This window comes from Sorangium sp. So ce590 (genome assembly GCF_051521365.1).
Lineage (GTDB): Bacteria > Myxococcota_A > Polyangia > Polyangiales > Polyangiaceae > Sorangium.
The window spans coordinates 6,954,026-6,978,391 of record NZ_CP150346.1 but is presented as its reverse complement, the minus strand read 5'-3'; the positions used below and the strand labels follow the sequence as shown (position 1 = coordinate 6,978,391).

The window sequence follows — 24,366 nt, the reverse complement described above, 5'->3', positions numbered from 1 at the left end:
CGGACCCATGACCCCGCGCTACGGACCCATGACCCCGCGCTACGGACCCATGACCCCGCGCTACGGATCCCCGGGCGGCGCGTACCCGAGCCGCTTGATCCCGAGCGCCTTGAGCTTGTAGACGAGCGTGCGCAGCGGCATGCCGAGCGCGCGCGCCGCCTCCGTCTGGTTCCCGCCCGCCTTGCGGAGCGCCTGGACGATCAGCTCGGCCTCGCAGCGCTGGAGCCGCGCCTTCAGGAAGTCCCCCTCAGGAGCCGCCGCCGTGAGCTCAATGCCGTCGCACGGCGGCTCGCGCTCCTCCGCCGTCGCGGCCGGCGGCGGCGCCGCCCGCGCGCGCTCGGGCAGGTCCTCCTCCGCGATCCACTCGCCCTCGGCGATGACCACGGCCCGCTCGATCGCATTGCGCAGCTCCCGCGCGTTCCCCGGCCACGCGTAGGCCCGGAGCCGCGCGAGCGCCCCGGCGTCGAACCCGCGAACGAAGCGAGCGTTCGCCTGGTTCGCCTGCTCGAGGAAGCGGAGCGCGAGCGGCTCGATGTCGTCCGGGCGCGCCCGGAGCGGAGGGATCGTCACCGTCATCGCGTTCAGGCGGTAGAGCAGATCGCTGCGGAACCCGCCGGACGCGCACATTGTCTCGATGTCGCGGTGGGTCGCCGCGAGGATGCGCGCGTCGACCTCGATCGGCTTGTTCGAGCCGACCCGGGTCACCTGCCGGGTCTCGAGGACGCGCAGGAGCGCGGCCTGCGCCGCGGCCGGCAGCTCGCCGATCTCGTCGAGGAACACCGTCCCCCCATCCGCCGCCTCGAACACCCCCCGCTGCTGCTGCCACGCGCCGGTGAACGCGCCGCGCTCGTGGCCGAAGAGCGTGCTCTCGACGAGCTGCTGCGGGATCCCCCCGCAGTTGACGCACACCATCGGCTTCCCGCTCCGCGGGCCGAGGTCGTGGATCGCGCGCGCCACGACCTCCTTGCCCGTCCCCGTCTCGCCCAGCAAGAGCACCGGGATCGACGACCGCGCCACCCGCTTGACGATCTCGAAGACGCGGAGCATCGCGGGGCTCGCGGCGACCGGATCGGTGTGCCCGGAGCCCGGATAGCTCTTCACTGTCCCCCCCGGCGCCGACCGCACCGGCTGATCCACCGTCGCGCTGCGCACCGCGCTCCAGCACCGATGGAGCAGCTCCTCCGCCACGGTCCCCGCGTCCGGGAACGTCGCGAATCCCGAGAGCATGACGGGCCCCCCGCCCCCGGGCGGCGCGGCGAGCGCGCGCGCCACGTCGAGCGCCGTCTCGGCCCCGGCCTCCAGGAGCAGCGCCGCCACCACGTCCGAGCTGTAGAGCGCGATCCGGTCCACGGGGCGCAGCAGCGCCCGCACGCGCGGGAACAGGTGGCTCACGTGGGCGTCCTGCTGGCGCGCGGGCCGGGCCATGACGATGGCGAAGCTCCGCCCGAAGTACCGCGCGCGCCTCACCTCCTCCTCGAGGGCGACGCGGAGCTGCTCGTGGCTCAGCAGGCCCGGCAGCTCGCCCTCGGCCGCCGTGATCGCGCGGACGGCGACCACCACCTTGCCCAGGATCACCTCGTCCCCCGGCTTCGCCTCGCAGCGCGCGACGCGCGCCCCGCCGAGCCAGGTGCCGTTGGTCGAGCGCAGGTCCTCGATGAGGACATTCTCGCCGGACAGGGTGAAGCGGGCGTGCTCGCGCGAGAGGCTGACGTCGCGGATCTGGACCTGCGACGGCGGCGCGCGGCCGATGACGACCGGCGCGCCCGGGCTCAGCACGACGCGCTCGGCGCCGTCGCGATGGTAGACGAGCAGGGCCACGCGCCGGTCGTCCTGCCTGACACGCTGGAGCGCATCGATGAAGCTGTTCGACAGCGGCGTTGTCTCCATGCCGCTGTCCTCGCGAATGACTGACACGCTGTTTATCCCCCTCTCACGAGATGTCGTCCCGGGGCCTGGGCGCCACGCTGCGCGCCGGGCGGCGCGTGGCGGCGAGCCCGCCCGCCCGCCTCGCAGGCAGGCGCTCGCTGATGCTGAATTGCGCACCGGCACGGGCGTCTCCTGCGGCCCGCGACGCACCAGATGGCTCATCGGGTCCGGTGTTCATGCCCCTCATGCCGCGCATGCCTCGCATGCCTCGTATCTTGCAATTCAAGCACCACCTGCGCGTCGAGCCCGCTGGTGACAAGGAGACCGTGTTCCTGATCGGCGAGCGCGAGCGCTTCATGCTCCGCGGCCGCGTCTATGGGCTCCTCGGGCCGCTCCTCGACGGCCGCCGGACCGAGGACGAGCTCGTCTCCGCGCTCGACGGCGAGGTCTCCGCCGTCGAGGTCCGCTATGCGCTGATGCGGCTGGAGCAGCGGGGCTACCTCGCCGAGGCCGCGCCGGCGCCGGAGGTCGCCGGCTTCTGGCAGGCGCTCGGGGTGGACGCCGGCCGCGCCGCGGAGCGGCTCGCGTCGACGCCCGTCGCCGTGCGGGCGGCCGGGGGTGAGGATCCGCAGGCGCTCGCCGGCGCCCTCGCCGAGGCGGGCGTCGTCGTGCAGCCGGAGGCCCCGATCGTCGCCCTGGCGACCGGCGATTACCTGGACGCCGGGCTCGACGCGTGGAACCGGCGCGCGCTCCGGGAGGTGCTCCGCTGGGTGCCGGTCAAGCCCGGCGGGGTCGAGCCGTGGATGGGGCCGATGTTCTGCCCCGGCGCGGGGCCGTGCTGGGCCTGTCTTGCGCACCGGCTGCGGCATAACCGCCCGGTCGAGGCGTACCTGGAGCGGCGGCGCGGCGGCGGCGACCCGCTCCTGCCTCCGCGCGTCGCCCTGCCTGCGGGCCGGCGCGCGGCGCTCGGGCTCGCCGCCGTGCTCCTCGCGCGCTGGATCGCCGCGGGGGGCGCCGGCCCGCTCGACGATCGCCTCTACAGCCTCGATCTCGCGTGCATGCGGCTCGCGGAGCACCCGGTCGAGCGGCGCCCCCAGTGCCCGGCCTGCGGCGACCCCGAGGGCGCGCGGGCGCGCGCGCTCGCGCCGGTGACGCTGGCGTCCCGCCCGAAGCGCTTCACCGACGACGGCGGCCACCGCGCCGTCCCGCCCGACGCGACCATCGCGCGCGTCCGCCGCCAGGTGAGCCCGTCGACCGGCCTCGTCGCGAGCGTTGGCCCCCTGGAGGGCCGCGATCACCCGCTCCGGCCGGTCTACGCGGCCGTCTACCGCGCCTGCCCCGCGGGCGACGCGCCCGCCTTCGGCGACTTCCACCGCGCGAGCAGCGGCAAGGGCCGCACCCCCGCCCAGGCGCGGGCGAGCGCCCTGTGCGAGGCGATCGAGCGCTACAGCGCGACCTACCACGGCGACGCGCCCCTCCGCCGCGCGCGCCTGGCCGAGCTGGGCGGCGACGCCATCCCCCCGGACGCCCTGCAGCACGTCAGCGAGGCGCAGCTCCGCGCGGCGGAGGCCGGCGGCGCGCAGCTCGGCCGGGCGCGCGACCCCCGGCAGGCGGTCTCCCTGCCGTACGACCCGGCCGCGGCCATCGACTGGGCCCCTGCATGGTCGTTGACCCACGGCAGGCGGCGCTACCTCCCGGCCGCTGCTTGCTATCTCCACCTGCCGGCGGCGTCCGGGGAGCCGTTCTGCTCGTTCGACTCGAACGGGCACGCGGCCGGCAACTGCATCGAGGAGGCGATCGTGCAAGGCTTCCTGGAGCTCGTGGAGCGCGATGCGGTCGCGCTCTGGTGGTACAACCGCGCGCGCCGGCCCGCGGTCGATCTGGCGAGCTTCGGAGAGCCGTACTTCGACGCGCTCGAGGCCCACTACCGCGATCTCGGCCAGCGCCTCTGGGTGCTCGACGTCACGACCGATCTCGGCATCCCGGCGTTCGTCGCCGTGGCGCGCGCGCCGGACACCGCCCGGCTCACCCTCGGCTTCGGTTGTCATCACGAGGCCCGCCTCGGGGTGCAGCGGGCGCTGACCGAGCTCAACCAGCTCTTCGACCCGAGCGGCCTCGGGCCGCCCCGCGGCTGGGATCGCGCCTCCCTGGCGGGCGAGCCGTACCTGTTTCCCGCCGAGGCCGTCCCGGCGCGGACGCGCGGCGATTACCCCTACGCCCTGCGCGACGACCTGCGCGACGACGTGAACGACTGCGTGGCGCGCGCCGCGCGCGTCGGCCTGGAGACCGTGGTGCTCGACCAGACGCGGCCCGATACGGGCCTGTGCGTCGTCAAGGTGGCGGTGCCCGGGCTGCGGCACTTCTGGCCCCGCTTCGGGCCGGGGCGCCTCTACGACGTTCCGGTCCGCCTCGGGTGGCTCGACCGGGCGAATCGGGAAGGGGACCTGAACCCGGTGCCTCTCCACGTCTAGGCCGCATCCGGCCAAGGAGACCCCCTCCCATGCGCGACGGCCATCGCATCCTCGACGCGGATCGTCACGTGATCGAGCCGCTCGATCTGTGGAAGTCCCACCTCGATCCGGAGCTCCGCGCTCACGCGCCGTACCTCGCGTACACCGGCGAGGGCGAGCCCCTGGCCGACCGCGTGGCGTACCCCGGACCGGAGGGCCTGCTCTCGCTCCCTCCGCAGCCGATGGTGGATGGACAGCCGCTCCATCACCGGATGAGCGCGCGGACATGGCGCGCGCTCGCCTCGGCCGCCCGCCGGCGGTCCGGGCGGCTCGCGCGGCTCGGCCCGCTCGAGCTGCCCCGGACGCAGGTCGAGGACATGGACCGCGAGGGCATCGACGTGGCCTTCCTGTACCCGACCCTCGCGCTGATGCTCCTCGGCATGGCCCATCTGGAGCCGCCGCTTGCGAGCGCCTTTGCGAGGGCCTATAATAGCTGGTTGCGCGGCTTCTGCGATCACGACCCCGGGCGCCTCCGGGGCGTGGCGCTGATGAGCCCGCACGATCCGGCGCAGATGGTGCCCGAGCTCGCGCGGGCGGTGGCGCTCGGCTTCCGCGCCGTCGTGCTCCGGCCGAACCCCGTCGCGGGCCGGACGCTGGGCGACCCTGCCTACGAGGCGTTCTGGGCCGAGTGCGAGCGGCGCTCCATCGCGGTCGCCCTCCACGAGGGCGCGCACGCCTCGCTGCCGGCGGCCGGCGCGGACCGCTTTCGCAGCCGCTTCGCCCTGCACGCTTGCTCGCACCCGATGGAGCAGATGATGGCGCTGCTCGCGCTGATCGAGGGCGGCGTGCTCGAGCGCCACCCCCGCCTGCGGGTGGCCTTCCTCGAGGCCGGCTGCGGGTGGTTGCCTTACTGGCTCTGGCGCCTCGACGAGATCGAGTACCGCGGCCTGGCCGACGAGGTCGCGCCGCACGTCCGCCGCGAGCCGTCCGCGTATTTCCGCCGCCAGTGCTTCATCGAGATCGAGCCGGACGAGCCTTTGCTGGCGCAGGCGATCCCGTGGCTCGGGGAGGGCAACGCGATCTTCGGGACGGACTTCCCCCACATCGACCACGACGCGGGCATGGTGGAGCGGGCGCTCGCGCTCCGCGGCAGGCTCCCCGGCGACGCCCTCCGCAAGATCCTCTGGGACAACGCCGCCAGGTTCTACGGGATCGAGGCGTGACTCAGCAGATGAGGACGGAGAGCGAAGCGTCGCTCGCGAGCTCGGCCAGCGCGACGGGACGCTCGGACAGCTCCGGCGGCGGTGGGATATAGAGCGTGAGGGCGCTCGCCGATGGATCCCAGCCCTTGCGCTGCTCGCAGAAGCGCCACCCGTCGCCGCTGGGCGAGCCCGGCTCCCGCGCCTCGCGGAGGGTGAGCTCGATCCCCGGCGGCAGCGTATAGCTGCAGCAGGCCCTCAAGAACTCCCGCGGATCCCTCTTCAGCCGAGCGAGCTGCGCCGGGTCTTCCCAGGTGAGCGCGACGGCGCGCAGCCACGCGGACTCCAGCTCCAGGAGCTCGTCCTCCGTCGCGCCTCGCTCGCGCGGCGGGCGCATCTCGACCGAACCGCCTCCACCCTCGACCTGCGCCCTTGTGCTCTCGGTCTCCGACGTCCCAGACTCGTATTTGGATGACTGAGGGGAAAACATGGCTGTCTCCATCCGTGCAGGCGCCCCAGGAACCATGGAGCCGGCGCCGCCCCCCGTCGAGCCCTCCGCGGGGGATGGAAAGCGCTCGAGAAGGTGCCGTGACAGCTCAACCGGCCAGCTCCTGGTACAGCGTGCGCGCCTCGGCAAATTCGGGCAGATCGGCGCACTCGACAGGCCAGCCGTCGATCTCCCGGAGCAGCGGGCGCGCCTCGTCGCGCCGGTCCTGCCGCACGAGGGTACGGCAGAGCGAGAGCGTCGAGCGCAGCTCGATCATCCGCGAGCCCTGCTCGCGCGCGATCGCGATCGATTGACGCAGGCAGCGCTCGCTCTCCTGCTCCGCGTGGGCGCCGCAGGCGCGGAGAGACAGCGCCTTCAGGCGGTAGAGCTCCGGCACGTAGTAGACGTCGCCCAGCTCCGCGGCGAGCAGCAAGCAGCCCGCGAGCCGCTCGACCGCGGCCTCGTGCTGCCCGCGCTCGGCCTCGAGCTCCGCCACGAGAGAGAGCCAGTACGGCAATCCCATCTTCTGACCGGTGCGCCGGATCGCCTCGACATCCCGCCTCAGCTTCTCGAGGTCGCGCTCTGCCCAGGAGCGCATGGCCCAGCAGAGCTCCTTGAACCAGAGGAGATGGCGCTCGGTCAGCTGCACGAGAGCGTCGGTCACCGCGGCGACCTTCTCCCGTTCGTGGCCGTAGTGATAGACGCCGGCCAGGTGGAGCAGCGCCATCCCGAGGGTGTTCGGGTGGTCGAGCTCGCGCGCCCACGCCACCGCCGCCTCCCCCTGGGCGAACGCCTGCGCCGGGCTGCCCATCAGGTAGAGCAACAGCGCGAGCGTGTACTGGCCATTGGTCTTTGGATCGAAGCCATACAGGGCGACTTGCTCCCGATGCGCAGGGTCGTAGAGCGCGATGCCGCGCGCGAGGTGCGGGCGAGCCTCGGCGAGCTTCCCCTCGAAGAACAGGCAATTCCCCAGCAGCACCGTCGACGCGACCAGCTGGCCGGTGTCCTGCGACCGCGTCGCCATCCCGAGCAGCCGCTCCGTCAGCGCCCGCGCCTCGCGCCGATGGCTCCGGAAGTTGTGGTACCAGAACATCGCCCACAGCGTCGGCGCGGTCATCGGGCTGTCCCCGAACGCGTCGCTCAGCTCCTCGCAGCGCTTCACCGCCGCCGCGAGCTCCTGGAGCATGTACCCGCGGCGCTCCAGGAGCGCCATGATCAGCAGGCTGTTCAGGCGCAGCTCGGCGAGCGCGCGCTCCCGGTCGTCCGTGATGGCCTCGAGCCAGCCGAGCGCCTGCGTCACATGAAGGACGGCCTCGTTGTCGTCCGCGTTCGCCGGCCGCTTCAGCGCGCGCTCCGCCGCGGTCTCCGCGTAGGCGATCGCCTGTTGCTTCTGCTCGGCGGCGGCGTGGTGGTGCGCGAGCAGGTCGGGCCGCGCCGCGGCGATCTCGGGGAAGCGCTCCTCGAGCGTCCGGGCCACGCGGGCGTGCAGCTTCTGCCGGCTCCGCTTCGAGAGCGACTCGTAGGCGGCGTCCCGGATGAGCACGTGCTTGAACAGGTAGGTCGGGTTGTTCAGCCGGCGCTTCCTGTGGACGAGGTCCGCGGCCATCAGCCGATCGAGGTCCTCCTGGACCAGCTCCCCGTCGAGCGTGGACACGGCGCTGAGCACCTTCAGGCTGAACTCCCGGCCGAGCACCGCGGCGATGCGGGCCGTCTCCTTGGCCCTGCCGAGCCGGTCGAGGCGCGCCATCAAGAGGCCCCGCAGCGTCGTCGGGATCGCGAGCGCCGAGATTGGCTCGGAGAGCGTGTAATGGTCCCCCTCGTCCACGAGGGACCCGGACTCGAGCACCATCCGCGTCAGCTCCTCCACGAAGAGGGGGACGCCGTCGGTCCTTTCGACCACCTGCGCCAGCAGCGGCTCGGGCAGCGAGCGGCCGCCGGCGAGCCGCGCGACCATGTGCTCGACGTGCGAGCGATCCAGGCGGCCGAGCTGGATCTGGAGCATGCCCGACGTCGACCAGGGCGGCGAGAACTCCGGCCGCGCGGTGAGGAGCGCCATGAGCCGCGTCGAGGGCACGTCGACGATCAGCATCCCGAGCCACTCCAGGCTCGTCGGATCGGCCCATTGCAGGTCCTCGACCATGAACAGGACGGGCCGCTCCTCGGCCATGTCGAAGAGCATTGTCGCGAGCGCGTTGAGCGTCCTTTCCTTCTGCCGCGGCGGCGGGTCCTGCGGGGCGGAGTAGCGCGCCTCCAGGGGGATCGACAGCAGCGCCGCGAACAGCGGCACCGTCTCCTCCAGGTCGAAGCCGCGGCGGGACAGGAGCCCTTCGAGCCGGGCGAGCCGGCGCCCCGGCGCGTCGTCCCGGCCGGGGTCGATCAGCCGATCGAGCAGCTCGATCATCGGGTGGAGCGCGCTGTTGCGCCGGTCGGGGGTGCAGCGGCACTCGAGGCAGCTGTGCCAGTCGCCGTGGAGCCGCCGGGCGAGCTCCCAGCTGAGGCGGGATTTGCCGATCCCGGGCCCGCCGGTGACGAGGATGCTCTGCCCGATGCCCTGCCGGACCTGGCCCCAGCGCTGGAGCAGGAGATCGAGCTCCTGGCTCCGGCCGATCAGCGGCTCCGTATCCCGGCCTGCGGTGTCCTGGTCCTGGGGCGCGACAGCGATCTCCTGCCCCATGCGGTAGATCGCGACCGGGCGGTCCGCATACGAGAGGTCGTGCGACGTCACCTGCTCGAGCGTGAACCGGCTCCGGAGCAGCCTGAACGCGTCGCCGCTCACAACGATCGTGCCCGGGGCCGCGAGCGCGCTCAGCCGGGACGCGATCTGCGGTGTCGTCCCGAGGTGCTGTGTGTAGCGTGGACACTGGCCGGCGATCACGAGGCCGGTGTGGAGCCCGACCTGGACCTCGAGTGAGAGGCCCCGCGTCGCTTCCAGGCGCGCGCTGCGCGCGCGGACGTCCTCCACGATCTCCAGCGCCGCGCGCGCGGCGCGCCGGGCGTCGTCCTCCTGCGCGGACGGGTAGCCGAAATGCAGCAGGATCTGATCGCCCAGCGCGCCGGCGAAGCGCCCGCGGTGGCGGCGGGCGATCTCGGAGCAGACGTCCTGTTGCTCGCCGAGCAGGTCGTCGATCTCCTCGACGTCGGCGCTCTTCAGGCCGGGGCCCGAGGTGGTGAAGGCGCAGCAGACGACGGTGAGCGGCCGCCGTTCGCCGTCGAGGCACGCGGCGCTGGCGCCGCCGGCGCGCTCCCCCTCCAGGGGAGAGGGCGTGTCGTCCAGGCGCGGTGTCGCCGGGGAAGGCAGCGTGTCTGCCGCCGCGCGGTCGCTGGGCGTCGCCCGGCCCTCCCGCGGGAGCCGAGCGAGCGGCGCCGTCTCGCTGGCGCTTTGGACCCAGCCGTCCTTCTCCGGCGCGTCCGGGGCCATCGGTGGGTCCAGCGCTCGCGCGGGCGCGACGAGGTCCTCACGGCTCAGCTCCTCGACGTCGCAGGCCTCGAGCGCGCGCAGCAGGCTGGAGGCGGTGACGACGCGATCGGACACGTTCTTCAGGGTCGCGCGCCTGAGGAGGGTGCCGAGCGGGTGCCCGAGGAGCGCCGCGGGGATCGGGATCGGCTCGGAGCTGGCCTGTCGCAAGAGCACCTCTTGCAGCGACCTGCCGGCGATCGACGGCCGCCCGGTGAGGCACTCCAGGAAGACGAGCCCCCAGGCGTACAGATCCGAACGCACGCTCACCGGCTGCCCGAGGAGCTGCTCCGGCGCTGCATAGGCGGGCGTACAGAGGATCTCGTTGCTCGGGGTGAGCTTGGCGTCGATGCCCTCCATGGCCCCGGCGATGAGCGCGCCGATGCCGAAATCGAGCACCAGCGCGTTGCGCCGCGCGCCGGTCGAGACGATCATGATGTTGCTGGGCTTGAGGTCGCGGTGGACGACGTTCTGCCCGTGGGCGCAGCCGAGCGCGTCGAGGATCTGGAGCATCAGGTGCCGCGCCTCGCGCGGCTCCAGGGCGATCTCTTCGGCCAGCACCTCTGCCAGGTTCTTGCCGGGCACGAACTCGAAGATGGTGTAGAGCGTGCCCTCGTCCGTCTGTCCGGCGTCGATGAGCCGGACGATGTTGGGGTGGTGGAGCTGCGCGCAGAACCGCGCCTCCTGGTGGAAGCGAGCGCAGCGCCGGGCGACGTCGGCGGGCTTGCCGCCCCCGGTTGGTCGCATGACCTTGATGGCCACCATCTGCCCGGTGGCGAGCTGACGCCCCTTGTAGACGTCGGCGAACCCGCTCTCCCGCAGCGCGGAGACGATCTCGTAGCGCTCCTGGAACACGGCTCCCGGGCCGATGGCGGTCCGGCTCATCGTCGCTCCCCCTGCTGGGCGGCGCGGCGAGGCAGGGCGAGCGGGCGCGCTCCGGGAGGAGCGGCGCGCGGCGCCGGACGGCTCGCCTGGTCGATGATGCGCTTGCGCAGGGCGGCTGTCGACCTCGTCAATAAGGCTTTATCCACGGCCGACCTCGCTGCTCACGGTAGCTCATATAAGGTGTGGAGCCTCGGACGTCCGTCGAGGGTCGTCCGGTTCCGGCGCACCTGATGAAGAAATTCAGAATCGCGCTCGCGCCCGACCGGCGTCGCGGGAGCGCCGCGGCCGGCAGGCGGACCGGTGCGCGCGGGGCGGCGCGCCGCTCACCGGGCGGCGGCGGAGCTCGTCCGGAGCTGTCCGAGGCCGCTGGAATCTTCTACCGCAGCTGCCGATTCAATCCCTGCGATCTGCAGCGAATTGACCTCTGACGCCGCCGGTGAGAGGGCGAGGGCGCGGGCTTCGTCGGCGAGCTGTCGCGCGATGCGCCGCGAGCGCCCCACGGCCTGTGAGCGACGACGCAAGGTTCTTTGGAAGGAGTGCGAAACATGCTGAGGCAACTGGCGACGAACATCGTTTTGCTCGCATTCGCGGCGGCCGGTCCGGTCGCGTGCTCGGGGTCGGGTGACAGCCCTGCGGGCACCGACGACAGCGGCGTCGCCAGCGGGAGCGGCGGCGCGGCGGCTTCCGGCGGACAGACCTCGGCCAGCAGCAGCAGCAGCGCCGGCGGGGACGACGGCGCGGGAGGCCTCGCGGAGGGGGGCGGCGGGGGCACCGGCGGCGGGGGCACCGGCGGCGGGGGCACCGGCGGCGGGGGCACCGGCGGCGCGGGCGCGGGCGGCGCGGGCGGGGGCGAGGGGACCGGCTGCGTGGGAATGGGCGGGATCTCTTACACGCTCGCGAAGGCGCCTGCGCCGACGGCAGAGCAGCAGTCCGCGTACGACATGATCACGAGCGCCATGGATGAGGCGCTGTCGCACTACAACTGCCACACGAGCATCGAGAAGAGCCTGTCGGTGTCCTACGTGCCATCGGTCGCGACGGCCGACGGCAACGTCAATGGATCCATCCGGTTCGGCTCGCTCGCCTCCATGAATCACATCACGGCCATGCACGAGATCGGCCACACCCTGGGGGTCGGCAGCTTCGAGTTCGTGGCGCTGGTGAAGGACGGCATCTTCACGGGCGATGCGGCGACGCGCCAGCTCAGGGCCATCACGGGGAACGAGAGCGATGTCGTGCACGCGGACAGCCAGCACTTCTGGCCGTACGGTCTCAATTATACGAGCGAGGTCAAGACGACGGACGATCTCGTGAACCATTGCAAGATCGTGGCCGCCATCCGTGAGGACATCGGCTTCTGAGGGGCTCCCGCGCCGCGCCGGCGCGGGGTCACTCGAGGTACGCGGCCAGGCCGAGCTCCTGAGCGCGGAGGGCGCCGGCGACGACCCTGGCGATCTGCTCCGCGCCGGAGCGCGCGAAGTGCGTGTGATCATCGCAGAAGAACTCGCCGACCGGCCCTCCGGTCGTCCCGCTCACGTCTCCCCCGGGGACCGGGCAGAAGCCGAGGGTGTTGTACAGCGCGACGCTGTGCTCGTGGAGATCGATCACCGGCACGCCGTGCTTTTCGCCCGCCTCGAGGGTCGCGGTCACATACCCGCCGCGCGTCCCCCGGGCCGTGCTGCCATTGCAGGCGATCGCGCTCACGGGGGTCACGAACACGGGCTGGGCGCCTCGCTCCTGCGCGGCGAGGGCCATCATCCCGTAGCTGCTCTTGAAGGCGTCGAGCCCCACGTGCCGATCGCACGTGCGCGAGCCGTCGTTGATGCCGAACTGGATGAACAGGTAGTCTCCCCGCTTCATGCCGTCGAGCATCTCAGTCCACCTGTCCTGCAGCACGGGCTCGCCGCTCGAGTCGCGATCGAGCACGCACTCCCCCGCGCTATCCATGGCGGTCTGCACGTGGTAGAGCCACGTCCGCACGCTGCGGCCGCCGACGGCGCGGTTCACGACGGTGACCCGCTCGTCGAACAGCGCCGCGAGCTGGCCGCCCCAGCCCGCCGGGCAGGGGGTCTGCCCGTTGGCGACCGTGGAGTCGCCCGCGATCCAGATCGTGATGTTCGGCAGCGGCTCCATCCCGCCTGACCCGCCGCCGCCGCCGGGATCGCCGCCCGAGCCCCCCGCTCCGGCGGGCGCGTCACCGCCGGCCCCGGCGCTGCCAGCGGTCCCCGTCGACGCCACGGTGCTCCCCGCGCTCGAGCTGCTCGCTTCGGGCGACGCGCCTCCGCCGGCCCCTCCCGCTCCAGCTCCGGTGCCGTCCCCGGAGGCCCCCGGATCCGTGCAACAGGCCAGGGCAAGCAGCGTGACCCACGATACCCGGGCCACCCTCCGACGAGCGGCAGATCCAACGTCCCAGTGCATGAACGAGCCTTTCCTCCAGCGTCCCTGTATCCGGGACGCCTTCCAATCAATCACGGATGGGCGCTTTTTTCTCGAAGCCGTCGACCGCGGCGCATTTCCTGGGACACCCGGTGCATTTTTGAGGCGTCATTGAAACCCGTCGGCGGGCGGAGGTGCCTCCGGGGCTCGCGCCTCGTCGGCCGGCCCGCGCTGGAGCTGCAAACCGCGCTCATGCGACGCCCCTACCACGGCGGTCGCTCCACCCCAACGCGCGATCCGGGCTCCTCGGCCCGGTCTCGTCGCTCCGCGCGAGGTGCTCGGCCAGCACCTCCGGGTCCTGCTCGCCGGCCTCCTTCAGCCACGCCTCGGCGAGCCGGTGGCCGAGCGTCCTGTCGCGATCGGTGAGCATCGCGTAGGCGCCCTCCCGCAGGAGCGCATCGCGGAACGCGAGCTCCTCCTCGCCCGCGAACCGCGAGCTCGGCCGACGCTCCAGGACCTCCCGATCGACCAGCTCGGCCCACGCATCGCGCTCGCTCGCCCTCGGTGCCGGCGCGCCGAGCAGCGCGCGCACGCCCCCCGCCCAGCAGACCTCCCCGAAGACGCTGGCCGCCCGCAGCAGCCGCCGCGGCTCGGGCCCGAGCGCCGCGAGGCGCGCCTCCACCATGCCCAGCACCGTCTCCGGCGGCGCGCCGCCGCGCCCCTCCGCCGCGGCCCGGATGAGCTCCTCGAGGCAGAAGGCGTTGCCCCCGGCCCGCCGCACGAGCGCCGAGACCTGCTCGGCCGCGAGCGACGCGCCGAGCGCGCTCCGCACCAGCTGCTCGGCCGCCCGGGCGGGCAGCTCGCGCAGCCGGAGCTCCGAGAGCCCCCGCTCGGCCCAGAGCTGGGGGAACAGCGCGTGGACCTCGGGCCGGGCGAAGGCGAGCACCGCGTAGGGGCGATCGCCGAGCTCCCGCAGCGCCCGATCGAAGATCCTCACCGAGGGCGCGTCACCCCAGTGGAGATCCTCGAGGACGACGAGCATGGGGCGCGCGCCCGTCACTGCCCGCGCGTGGTCGACGTACGCGCGCTGGCTCTCCTCGGCCACCAGCGCCGGATCGCGCCGCGCGGCCCGCAGCGCCGGCGCGGCCGCGTCCCGAGGGGCGACGCCGAGCAGCTCGCCAAGGACCGCGGCCGCCGGCCGCCCTTCCTCGCCCGCGAGCAGCGGCCCGAGCGCCTGCGCGACCTTCTCCCCCCGCACGTCGAGCGCTTCGTCGGGGGCGATCCCGAGCGCGCTCCGCAGCGCTCCGGCGAGCATCGCGAGCGCGGAGCCCGCGCCGAGGGGGTCGCCGCGGGCGACGCTCAGCACCAGGCCGGGGTGACGCCGGCGCAGCGCCTCGACCGCCTCGTGGCGCAGGCGCGATTTGCCCATGCCCGCCGCCGCGGTCACGAGCGCCGCCGCGGCGCGCCGCTCGGTGAAGCTGTCGTCGACGAGCTCGAGCAGCTGCTGCAGCTCCCGCTCGCGCCCGACATAGGGGCTCGGCCTGTCGAGGAGCTCGCGCGCCCCCTCGCCGATCTCGTTCTCGGCCTCGAGCCGCGCGATCCCGTCCTGCGCCACGACCTCGAAGCGCGCGTCGAGCAGGGCCCGCGTCACCGCGTCGATGTGGACGCCCCCGCGCCCGCCGTCCGCGGGCGCGGGCGCGGGCGCGGCGGCCTCCTCCAGCAGCGCGGCCGCCCGGTCCAGCACCTCGCCGAACGGCGCTCGCCCCGTTGTCTCGCCCCGCCCCGTCACCAGCACGACCGCCGCGCCGGGGAGCTGCGCGCGGATCTGCAGCGCGCAGCGCGCCGCGAGCGCCGCCTGGTCGGTCGCGCCGCCCGCGCTCGCCGCGATGGCCGCCACGCTCCCGTCGCCGAGCTCCTGCACCTGCGCGCCGAGCGGCAGGGTCGCGCGGCGCACCACGGCGAGCGCGCCCGGCGGCGGCGCGCGCACATCGAGGGACTCCGTCGTCGCGCAGAACGACGGTTGCGCGGGCCGGACCGCCACGATCGAGGCCAGCCGCCTCTCCCTCGCGCTGATGGCCTCGGCGCGAGGCAGGCGCGAGGGGGCGCCGCCCGCTCCCAGGGCGCCGAGCGCGTCGAGGCAGCGCGCCACGGCCGCGCCGTCCTCGGGTCGCCCCGACGGGTCCTTGGCCAGCATCCGCGCGAGGAGCGCGTCGAGCGCCTCGGGCACCTCGGGCCGCAGGTCCGTCGCCCGCGGCGGCGCCTCGAGGAGCAGCTTCCACACGAGCGAGAGGTGCTGCCCGCGGAACGCCCGCTGCCCGGTGAGGCACTCGAACAGCACGCAGCCGAGCGAGAAGACGTCGGCGCGCGCATCGACCACCGCCCGGTCGCCCTGCGCCTGCTCCGGGGCCATGTAGCCCAGCGTGCCCAGCACCGCCGACGTCCCCGTCAGGCGGGACGTGGCGTCCGAGAGCAGCGCGATGCCGAAGTCGAGCAGCTTGACCCGATCGAGCGCGCCGTCGACCAGGAAGAGGTTGCTCGGCTTGATGTCGCGGTGAACGATCCCGCGCGCGTGCGCCGCGCCGAGCGCGTCCGCCACCCTCCGCGCGAGGGCGACGCTCTCGCCGACGCGCAGCTCCTGCTGCGATAGCCGATCCGCGAGGCTCTCGCCGGAGAGCCACTCCATCGCGAGGTACGGCTCCCCCGTCGGCGCCACCCCGTGCGTCGCGTACCGCACGATGTGCGGGTGCGTGAGCCGGGACAGCGCCTCGGCCTCGCGGAGGAAGCGCGCCTCCGCGCGCGCGTCCACCCGGCGCAGCAGCTTGACCGCGACGACCTCGCCGCTCGCGCGATCGATGGCCCGGTAGACCGTGCCCATCCCTCCGGAGCCGGCGACCTCCGCCAGCTCGAAGCGGTCGTCGAGCAGCCTGCCGGGCAGCATGGGCTGGTCAGGATGCACCCTCACCCGAGCGCATGGCAAGGCGGAGCGGCGGCGCAATCCTGTCATGGAGCCGGACGGCGACGCTCCTGTCGCCTTCGTGATCCGGCTGCTGGACGAGGGTACCTATCCGCGACGCTGCTCGGTGAGGGGGCTCCCGTCGAACTGGACGTCCACGCTTTCGCCCTGGGACCACTCCCCTGGCCCCGGCGAGGTGACCGTGGGGTCGGCCTGGTGGTCCGGGACGGCCGCGTCCCGCGCGAAGAACTGCAGCACCGGCTGCACCTTGTTGATCTGGTCGAGCGTGGATCTGGCGCGCACCGCCTGCGCGGCGACCTCGCGGTCCATCGACGCCTTCACTCCGGCGATCTTGGACTCCAGCAGCTTGATCTGCTGGTTTCCTTCGGCGAGCACCTCCTGCGTGTGCTCTTCGCCGGTGCGCGTGAACGCCCTCAGCGCCTCGATCTGCTTCGACGCTGCGGCCACGATCTCCTGAGTCGGGACATCGAAGGCCTTGAATGCCGCCTCGACGATGTCCCGCTTCACCGGTGCGGGCGTATCGCCGGGCAGCGTCCTCAGGAGCTCCTGCGCCTTGAGGATCTTGCTCCGCTGCTCGGGGCTCACGCCGGCGGCCAGCAGGATGGCCGCGAAATCGACCTCAGAAGGCGGTGCGGGCACGTCGTCCTCCGGTGCCAGCGGCGGCGAGGGCAGCGACGACACGTCGGACCGTCGGCTGAACGGCGACTTGAAGAAATCGGACAGGCTCAAATCTACCCCCTTTTTGAGGACACCGTCATTCTACATGGTTCCGGGCGGCTGCACAGCCGCCTCTTGGGACCGCCCCTCGCGTCGCGGCGGTTCATTTCTCGCTCGATCCACGCGATCCGTCTCCTTGTTCAGCAGGTCGGAGGATCGCCGCCCCCCTTGTGTCCCCCTGCGTCGCTGCATCCTGTGCGATCGTGGCGAATATAACGCATTGCATCATCGACGACACGGGGTGCTGGAACGGCCGCGAGCGAAAGCGCGGCGTCGATTGAACGTTCCGCCGGCGTCCGGGAACGGAGGTGTATCCGGCCACGCAGCGGCGACCTCTCGAAGGGGTGCCCGAGGCGCGCCCACAAGGAGTCACCGATGACGCCCCTCTCCCCTGCTCCCGCGGCGCGGAGCGCTGCGCCGCGATCTGCCCGGCGCCGGCTCGTGAAGCCGCTCCTCGGCCTCATGGTCTTCGCGGCGCTCTTCCTTGCGCTCGCGTGGCAACTGGACCGGCCATCCGCGGCCTCGGGGCCTCTCGCGGCGGTGGCGGCGGCGAACCCCCTCGGCCAGCTCTCCCGGTCCGGCGCCGATCGCGCGCTCCTCGTCGGCCGCGTCGAGGAGCGCCTCCCGGCCGGCTCGTACACCTATGTCGCCGTGCGCACCGGCGAGGCCCTCACGTGGGCTGTCACGGTCGGCGACGCGCCGCCGCCCGGCACCCCGGTGCAGGTGCGGAGCATGGGTCGCAAGACGAATTTCCACTCAAGCCGCCTCTCGCGGACGTTCCCCGAGCTCGTGTTCGGGGTCGTCTCGCGCGCCGACTGAGCCCCTGGCAGCGCCCGAACCAGAAAGGACAATGACCATGACGACACGCACGTTGAACGAGACCCTCGAGCGCTCCTCGCGCGCCTTCGCCGCCGCGGTCCTCGCGGCGCTCGGGGTGATGCTGCCGGGATGCGGCAACGACGCCGGCGCGACGCCCCCCGACGCGCCCCCCGCCGAGTGCACAGGCGGCGTGCTCGAGGCCGATCTGCAGGCGGAACCGCTGAGCGGGCCCGGCGTCGATCCCGCCACGGGCAAGCTCCAGCCGCCCCCGGAGGGCTCGTCGTACACGGTCAGCGCGACCTACGGGATCCCGAGGCCGGGCGACGCCGTGATGGAGAAATACGTGCAGTACTTCGGGGCGATTCAGGCGCAGCTCGCGTCGCAGCCAGGCCTCGTGGCGATCCAGCTGGGCCAGTCGCCGTCCTGCGGCTCCGGGCGCACGCTGGCCGTGTGGTCGTCGACCGAGGCGATGGTCGAGTTCGTCATGAGCCCTGCCCACCTGGCGGCGATGGACGCCGTGAACGAGCTGGTCGAGCCCAACTATGCGGTCACCCACTGGGAGGCGGCCGGCGCCGACGAGGTGACCCTCGAGGAAGGGGTCCGCCGCATCCAGGCGAGCGAGACCCGGGCGCGGTGAGCTCGCGCCGCGACGGCTGCGCCGCGGCGCGGCCCGCCGCGGTCGAGGATCAGCGGGCGGCCGCGCTCGCCGCGCGCTGCGCGCCGAGGCGGCTCATCGCGTAGGCGAGCCCGCTCTGGAGCGTGCTCTGCGTGGAGATCCCGCCGAAGTCGATGCCCAGGCTCACCAGCGTCCTCGCGATCTCCGGGCCAATGCCCACCATCACGCTCCGACAGCCGAGCAGCTCCGCCGCCTGCACGGCGCGGATCAGGTGGCGCGCCACGGCGGTGTCGATCATCGGCACGCCGGTGATGTCGAGGATCACGAACTCCGCGCCCCGCTGCCCGATGGCGCCGAGCAGGCTCTCCAGCGCCTGGGCCGCGCGCTGGTCGTTGATCTCCCCGACGAGCGGCATGAGCAGGATCCCCTGCCAGACCTGGATGACCGGCATCGCCATGCGATCGAGCATCGCCGACTGCGCGTCGATGATCGCCCGCTGCTCCCGGTTCTCCGCCGCCATCCGCTCGGCCTCCATGTGCCGCTGCTTCAGATCGGTGATGTCGGTGATGAGCCCGCAGAGGCCGACCACCTCGCCCCGCGCGTTCTTCATCGGGAACTTGCGGGTCCAGATCGTGCGCGTCACCCCGTCCGAGCCGGTGGCGCTCTCCTCGTTCTCGCTCGGCTCACCGGAGTCGAAGACCACATCGTCGTAGCTCCAGAACACCTCCGCCTGCTCCTTCGGCCAGTAATCCGGGTCACTGCGGCCGATCAGGGCCTCGTGGCGCTGCCCGATCAGCCTGCAGAAGCCCGGGTTGCAGGCGATCCAGCGGTGTTGCCGATCCTTGACGAAGATGGGATCCGGGATGGTGTCGATGACGAGCTGGAGCAGCTCGAAAGTCTTCCAGTCAGAGACGTCGATGCAAGGGAGCTTGAACGCCATGCAGCCAAACCCATCTCCCCCCGGTCAGCCTCTCGTTATCAGCCATTGTGGATCGCGCCGCAAGGACAGAAACGGGCGGGGTACCACGCCAAGCGACGAAGAGGTATTGGCGCACGCCATAACGTCTTGAACGTACCTCGTCTTTCTAACGGTCACTACATATTTGCGTGGAGCTTGACGAGCGGCGCCGTGGTGAGGCCGACGGAGCTCCGCGCGAGCGGTCGCGTGCCGGCCGGCAGCTCGTCCGCCACCGTCACCGCGAGGTCCACCGAGCGGCGCGGGGGGCGATCTCGGGGCGGCGCTCTCCGCGGAGCCGGGGACATGGCGAGGTGTCAACGGTGGTTGTGAAAATTTCTTCTCTTGGCGCTCTTGGCGCTCTTGGCGCTCTTGGCGGTTCCTCTCCTTCTCTAACTCTCGCGCAGCGCTGCAGAGCCCCCTCGGCGGTCTGATCGGGCGACTTTGTCGGCGAGGTGGCGGAGATCGCACATTTCAGATCGACGCGTGATCAATTCGTCTCGGTGGGGGAATTCACCGGCGCCGCACAGCAACGCCGGCGTTTACGCGGATTTGCTGCAATTTTATGCGTCACAGCCGCTGATCGGGTCTTGCACGCTGGAGCCGATCGGGCGATGGCGCGCCCTGCAGGCACCACTGCGCGTCGGGTACCCTTCGTCCAACCCACCGGAAAGCTGGGGCCTCGGGAGCCCCATCCTGCATGAGAATCGTCGACATCCGCGCCACCACCGTCACCGTGCCGCTCGAGGCGCCGCTGCGCCACGCGAACGGCTGCCACTGGGGCCGCTTCGTGCGCACGATCGTGGAGGTCGAGGCGGACAACGGGCTGATCGGCCTCGGGGAGATGGGCGGCGGCGGCGAGTCGGCCGAGGCGGTGTTCCGCGCCATGAAGGCCTACCTCGTGGGCCACGACCCCGCCCGCCTCGAGGAGATGCGGTTCAGGATCGCGAACCCGACGGCCTCGCTCTACAACAACCGCACCCAGATCCTCGCCGCGCTGGAGTTCGCCTGCCTCGACCTGCTCGGGCAGGCCTTCGGCGTGCCGGTCCACGACCTTCTCGGCGGCAAGCTGCAGGACGAGGTCCCCTTCGCGTCCTACCTCTTCTTCCGCTACCCGAACGCCGATGGATCGGGCGAGGTGCGCACGCCGAAGCAGATCGCCGACGAGGCGAGGGCGCTGAAGAAGAAGCACGGGTTCACCTCGCACAAGCTCAAGGGCGGCGTGTTCCACCCGGATTACGAGCTCGAGTGCTACCGCGCGGTGGCCGACGCCGTCGGGGAAGATCGCGTCCGCTTCGACCCGAACGCCGTCTGGTCGACGGAACAGGGCATCCGCTTCGGGCAGGCGATCGAGGATCTGAACAACGACTACCTGGAAGACCCCGTGTTCGGCCTGCACGCGATGCGCCGCACCCGGGAGAAGGTGCGGATGCCGCTCGCGACGAACACCGTCGTCGTCGGCTTCGAGCAGCTCGCCGCGAACGTGCTGGACACGGCGGTGGACGTCATCCTCCTCGACACGACGTTCTGGGGCGGCATCCGGCCCTGCGTGAAGGCGGCGGGCATCTGCGAGACCTTCGGCCTCGGCGTCGCCGTCCACTCCTCGGGCGAGCTCGGCGTGCAGCTCGCGACGATGCTGCACCTCGGCGCCGTCATCCCGAACCTCTCGTTCGCCGCCGACGCGCACTACCACCACCTGAAAGACGACGTGATCCGGGGAGGCCCGCTCCCCTACCGGAACGGCCGTATTCGCGTCCCCGAGGGCCCCGGCCTGGGCGTCCGCCTCGATCGCGACAAGCTCGCCCACTACGCCGAGGAATACCGCCGCCTGGGCTCCTATCCCTACGACAGAGATCCGCTGCGCCCGGCCTGGTGCGCGACCGTGCCGAACGATCGCTGGGCCGATCCCAAGGACGACCGAATCCCCGAGGTGCCGAGATGACCCTCGCCGAACGCGTGGCCAAGGCGGTCGCCGCCGCGCCCGTCATCGATCTCCACACTCACCTCTTCGCCCCCCAGTTCAACACGCTGAACCTCTGGGGCGTCGACGAGCTCTTGACCTATCACTACCTCGTCGCCGAGACCCTGCGCGCCGAGCCGAAGGTCGCGCCCGAGGCGTTCTACGCCCGCGACAAGACGGCGCAGGCCGATCTCGTGTGGGAGGCGCTCTTCGTCCGCCGATCGCCGCTGTCCGAGGCGACCGCGGGGGTCGCCACCGTGCTCGACGCGTTCGGGCTCGACCCCGCCGCGCCCGACCTGCGCGACGCGCGCGCCTTCTTCGCCGCGCGCAAGGTCGAGGAGCACCTGGAGGACGTGCTGCGCCTCGCGGGCGTGACCGCGCTCGCGATGACGAACGACCCGACCGACCCCGCGGAGCGCGCGATCTGGGAGGCGGACGTCGCGCCCGATCCGCGGTTTTACGCGGCGCTGCGCATCGATCGTCTCGTCACCTCGAACGACCTCGCGGCCGAGCTCGACCGGTGGATCGCCCGCATGCGGCCGCGCTACCTGGCGATCTCCGTCAACGAGGTCTCGGCCCCGCCCCGGGCCGTGCTGGACGCGTGCCGCGCGCACGACCTGCCGTTCGCGATGATGGTCGGCGTCCGGCGCGCGGTGAACCCCCGCCTCGGCGTGGCCGGCGACGGCATGAGCACCGTCGACCTGGCCCCGCTCGAGCGGCTCGCCGGCGACAACCCCGACGTCCGCTTCCTCGTCACGACGCTCGCGCGCGAGAACACGCACGGCCTCTGCGTCGTGGCGCGCAAGTTCGCGAACGTCCTCCCGTTCGGCTGCTGGTGGTTCATGAACAACCCGAGCCTCATCGAGGAGACGACCTCGATGCGGCTGGAGATGCTGGGGCCGACCTTCGTGCCGCAGCACTCCGACGCACGCGTCCTGGATCAGCTGATCTACAAATGGCGCCACGCGCGCCGCTCGATCGGCAACGCGCTTTCGCGACGCTACGGCGCGATGTCCGTCCCGCCGACCGACGCGCAAATCGAGCGCGACGCGCGCGCGCTCCTGGGCGGCATCGCCGGGGAATGGCTGGGAGCATGACCCAAATCTTCGACATCGCGGGCCGCACGGCCGTCGTGATCGGCGGCACCTCCGGCATCGGCCGCGCGATCGCCCTCGGCCTCGCCGAGGCGGGGGTCCACACCGTCGCCTCGGGCACGCGCGCCGATCGGGCCCGGGCGGTCCATGGCGAGATCCTCCAGCGGGGCGTCCGCTCGCTCGAGGCGACGTGCGACGTCAGCGACCGGGCGTCCCTCGACGCCCTGCGCGACGGCGTGGTCCAGGCGCTCGGCGGCGTCGACATCCTCGTCAACTGCGCCGGCCGGACCTTCCGCACACCCACGGTCGACGTCGGAGACGCCGAGTGGAACAGCCTGCTCGACACGAACGTCACGGGCATGCTGCGCGCCTGCCAGTCGTTCCACGGCCCGCTGCGCGAGAGCGGCCGGGGCCGCATCGTCAACATCGCCTCGCTGTCGAGCTTCGTCGCGTTCCACGAGGTGGCGGCCTACGGCGCATCCAAGGCGGCCGTGATGGCGCTCACCCGGAGCCTCGGGGCCGAGTGGGCGAAGCACGGTATCCGCACGAACGCCCTCGTGCCGGGCGTCTTCGTGACCGACCTCAACCGCGCCCTCCTCGACGGCACCGCGCGCGGGCAGGAGCTGCTCGCCCGCACGCCGCTCGGCCGCTTCGGCGAGACGCAGGAGCTGATCGGCGCGGCCCTCTTCCTCTGCTCTGACGCGGTGAGCTTCATCACCGGCACGAGCATCGCAGTCGACGGTGGCTTTCTAGCTTCTGGGGTGAACCAATGACCGCTGCATCTCCCGTGGTCCCGGCGAGCGGCGGCGTGATGACGCGCACCCGCTGGACCATCTGCGCGCTCCTCTTCTTCGCGACGACGATCAACTACCTCGACCGGCAGCTCTTCTCGCTGCTCGTCCCGTTCTTCGAGGACGAGCTGCGCCTCGGGCCGACGGACCTCGCGCTCATCAACGTGAGCTTCCTGCTCGCCTACGGCTTCGGCATGGTGTTCGTCGGGCGCTGGATCGACCGCGTCGGCACCCGCAAGGGGCTCACCGTGACGTTCCTGCTCTGGAACGTCGCCTCTGCGGCCCACGCCTTCGTCGGCAGCTTCAGCGGCTTCGCCGCGATCCGCTTCCTGCTCGGGGTCGGCGAGGCGGGCAACTTCCCCTCCGCCGTCCGCACCGTCGCCGAGTGGTTCCCCAAGAAGGAGAGGGCGCTCGCGACCGGCCTGTTCAACTGCGGCTCGAACGTCGGCGCCATCCTCGCCCCGCTCCTCGCGGTGCGCATCGCGGAGGCGTACGGCTGGCGCGCCTGCTTCCTCTTCCTCGGCGGGATCGGCGTCGTGTGGATCTTCTTCTGGACGCGCCTCTACCGGCGCCCCGAGGAGCACCCGAAGGTGTCGCCCGCGGAGCTCGCGCACATCCGCTCCGACGCGAAGGAGTCGACCGAGGCCCTCGGCATCAGCGAGGTGTTCGGGATGCGGCCCGTCTACGCGGTCGCGATGGCGAAGTTCTTCACCGACGCGCCGTGGTGGTTCTATCTCACCTGGCTGCCGAAGTTCCTCGTCGGCGAGTTCAAGCTGACGCCGATGTTCATGGCCTACGCGATCCCGGTCGTGTTCATCGTGGCCGACGGCGGCGCGATCGGCGGCGGCTGGCTCTCCTCGAAGCTCATCGCGAGCGGCCGCTCGGTCGGCACGGCGCGGAAGCTCGCGATGCTCGCCTGCGCGCTCGCCGCGGTGCCCGTCATGGCCGTCGGCCAGCTCGTCGACGTCCCGAGCGTCGCCGGCATCCCGTCGGTGTACATCGCCGTCGGGCTCATCTCGCTCGCCGCGGCGGCGCATCAGGGCTGGAGCAGCAATCTCTACACGCTCGTCTCGGACACCCTGCCTCGCCCTGCGATGGCGACGGTGGTCGGCATCAAGACCGCGTTCGGCGTCGTCGGCGGGGCGATCTTCCAGATCTTCGTGGCCCGGTCGCTCACGCTCACCGGCTCGTACGCCGTGCCGTTCCTGCTCGCAGGCAGCCTGTACCTCGTCGGGCTGCTCGTGCTGCACCTCCTCTTGCCGCGGGTCGAGCCGGTCGTGCCCAGGCGGCGGGTGCCGAAGGCGGCGATCGTCGCCGGCGGCCTGGCGATGCTGGCCAGCATCGCGGCCCTGCAGTTCGCCCTCAACCGTCCTCCGTACGACTCCGTCGCCGAGTACCGCGCGACGCGGTCCGCCCAGCTCGGCGCGACGGGCGCGCCGGTCGAGGGCCCCGCCGCTCACGTGGGCTGGATGGACGCGCGCTGGTATCTCTGGCCGACGGCCCAGGGGACCAAGGCCGAGCTCGTCAAGCTCGACCGCGACGGGCGGCCCATCGTCGAGTCCAGGGGCGCCGGCGCCAAGGGCTATACGGGCCCGTCCGTCGCAGAGGTGCAGTCGTCCGCAGCGCCGGGAGGCAACCCGTGAGCTCCGCCCCCGGCGAGCCTCATCGCCTCTCCGCGGCTCTCACATCCCCTCGCGCCCTCCTCCGCGACTCGGCCCCTCCG

General features: G+C 72.4%; 17 protein-coding genes. 9 read left to right on the top strand and 8 right to left on the bottom strand.

Annotated elements, in window-relative coordinates; all coding sequences use genetic code 11:
* Positions 1-60 precede the first annotated feature (60 nt).
* Positions 61-1,914, bottom strand: a complete 1,854-nt coding sequence (locus tag WMF28_RS26015) for a sigma 54-interacting transcriptional regulator (protein ID WP_437596017.1) — start codon at positions 1,912-1,914, stop codon at positions 61-63.
* A gap of 215 nt (positions 1,915-2,129) precedes the next feature.
* Here WMF28_RS26015 and WMF28_RS26010 point away from each other — a divergent pair, with 215 nt between their 5' ends.
* Positions 2,130-4,337 carry a TOMM precursor leader peptide-binding protein gene (locus WMF28_RS26010; RefSeq protein WP_437596016.1) on the top strand — a complete coding sequence of 736 codons (2,208 nt, stop codon included), beginning with the start codon at positions 2,130-2,132 and terminating at the stop codon, positions 4,335-4,337.
* A 29-nt stretch (positions 4,338-4,366) separates the two neighbouring features.
* Positions 4,367-5,539 (top strand): amidohydrolase family protein, encoded by a 1,173-nt coding sequence (locus tag WMF28_RS26005; RefSeq protein WP_437596015.1) that lies wholly within the window; start codon positions 4,367-4,369, stop codon positions 5,537-5,539.
* A 1-nt stretch (position 5,540) separates the two neighbouring features.
* Here the strand turns inward: WMF28_RS26005 and WMF28_RS26000 are convergent, their stop codons facing one another.
* A complete protein-coding gene (locus WMF28_RS26000) occupies positions 5,541-6,005 on the bottom strand; it encodes a BMA_0021/BMA_0022 family TOMM bacteriocin (protein WP_437596014.1) in 465 nt (154 codons plus the stop codon).
* Between the two features lie 106 nt (positions 6,006-6,111).
* Positions 6,112-10,341 carry a TOMM system kinase/cyclase fusion protein gene (locus WMF28_RS25995; RefSeq protein WP_437596013.1) on the bottom strand — a complete coding sequence of 1,410 codons (4,230 nt, stop codon included), beginning with the start codon at positions 10,339-10,341 and terminating at the stop codon, positions 6,112-6,114.
* A 545-nt stretch (positions 10,342-10,886) separates the two neighbouring features.
* Between WMF28_RS25995 and WMF28_RS25990 the strand changes: the two genes are divergently transcribed.
* Positions 10,887-11,702, top strand: a complete 816-nt coding sequence (locus tag WMF28_RS25990; RefSeq protein ID WP_437596012.1) for a hypothetical protein — start codon at positions 10,887-10,889, stop codon at positions 11,700-11,702.
* A 28-nt stretch (positions 11,703-11,730) separates the two neighbouring features.
* Here the strand turns inward: WMF28_RS25990 and WMF28_RS25985 are convergent, their stop codons facing one another.
* The 3 genes from WMF28_RS25985 to WMF28_RS25975 form a co-directional block, all read right to left on the bottom strand.
* Positions 11,731-12,579, bottom strand: coding sequence for a GDSL-type esterase/lipase family protein (locus WMF28_RS25985; RefSeq protein ID WP_437596011.1), 849 nt, complete (start codon positions 12,577-12,579; stop codon positions 11,731-11,733).
* 388 nt (positions 12,580-12,967) lie between these two features.
* Complete coding sequence (locus WMF28_RS25980) at positions 12,968-15,655, bottom strand: protein kinase domain-containing protein (protein WP_437596010.1); 2,688 nt, start codon at positions 15,653-15,655, stop codon at positions 12,968-12,970.
* A 123-nt stretch (positions 15,656-15,778) separates the two neighbouring features.
* Positions 15,779-16,420 (bottom strand): hypothetical protein, encoded by a 642-nt coding sequence (locus tag WMF28_RS25975; protein ID WP_437596009.1) that lies wholly within the window; start codon positions 16,418-16,420, stop codon positions 15,779-15,781.
* Between the two features lie 363 nt (positions 16,421-16,783).
* Between WMF28_RS25975 and WMF28_RS25970 the strand changes: the two genes are divergently transcribed.
* The gene (locus tag WMF28_RS25970; protein WP_437596008.1) at positions 16,784-17,227 is read left to right on the top strand and encodes a hypothetical protein; all 444 of its coding nucleotides are present in this window, start codon (positions 16,784-16,786) and stop codon (positions 17,225-17,227) included.
* Positions 17,228-17,264: 37 nt separating this feature from the next.
* A complete protein-coding gene (locus WMF28_RS25965; protein ID WP_437596007.1) occupies positions 17,265-17,864 on the top strand; it encodes an antibiotic biosynthesis monooxygenase family protein in 600 nt (199 codons plus the stop codon).
* A 49-nt stretch (positions 17,865-17,913) separates the two neighbouring features.
* Here the strand turns inward: WMF28_RS25965 and WMF28_RS25960 are convergent, their stop codons facing one another.
* Positions 17,914-18,783 carry a PAS domain-containing protein gene (locus WMF28_RS25960; protein ID WP_437596006.1) on the bottom strand — a complete coding sequence of 290 codons (870 nt, stop codon included), beginning with the start codon at positions 18,781-18,783 and terminating at the stop codon, positions 17,914-17,916.
* Between the two features lie 155 nt (positions 18,784-18,938).
* The gene (locus WMF28_RS25955; RefSeq protein WP_437596005.1) at positions 18,939-19,106 is read right to left on the bottom strand and encodes a hypothetical protein; all 168 of its coding nucleotides are present in this window, start codon (positions 19,104-19,106) and stop codon (positions 18,939-18,941) included.
* A 392-nt stretch (positions 19,107-19,498) separates the two neighbouring features.
* On the opposite strand from WMF28_RS25955, the gene WMF28_RS25950 reads away from it, so the two are divergent.
* From WMF28_RS25950 to WMF28_RS25935, 4 genes are read left to right on the top strand one after another with little or no spacing between them, the layout of a single operon-like run.
* Positions 19,499-20,740 (top strand): enolase C-terminal domain-like protein, encoded by a 1,242-nt coding sequence (locus WMF28_RS25950; protein WP_437596003.1) that lies wholly within the window; start codon positions 19,499-19,501, stop codon positions 20,738-20,740.
* Entirely contained in the window at positions 20,737-21,855 is a 1,119-nt protein-coding gene (locus WMF28_RS25945; RefSeq protein WP_437596002.1) for a hypothetical protein, read from the top strand. The genes WMF28_RS25950 and WMF28_RS25945 overlap by 4 nt, the downstream gene beginning before the upstream one ends.
* Positions 21,852-22,625, top strand: coding sequence for an SDR family NAD(P)-dependent oxidoreductase (locus WMF28_RS25940; protein ID WP_437596001.1), 774 nt, complete (start codon positions 21,852-21,854; stop codon positions 22,623-22,625). Before WMF28_RS25945 ends, WMF28_RS25940 begins: the two co-directional genes overlap by 4 nt.
* Positions 22,622-24,286, top strand: coding sequence for an MFS transporter (locus WMF28_RS25935; RefSeq protein WP_437596000.1), 1,665 nt, complete (start codon positions 22,622-22,624; stop codon positions 24,284-24,286). Before WMF28_RS25940 ends, WMF28_RS25935 begins: the two co-directional genes overlap by 4 nt.
* Positions 24,287-24,366 lie beyond the last annotated feature (80 nt).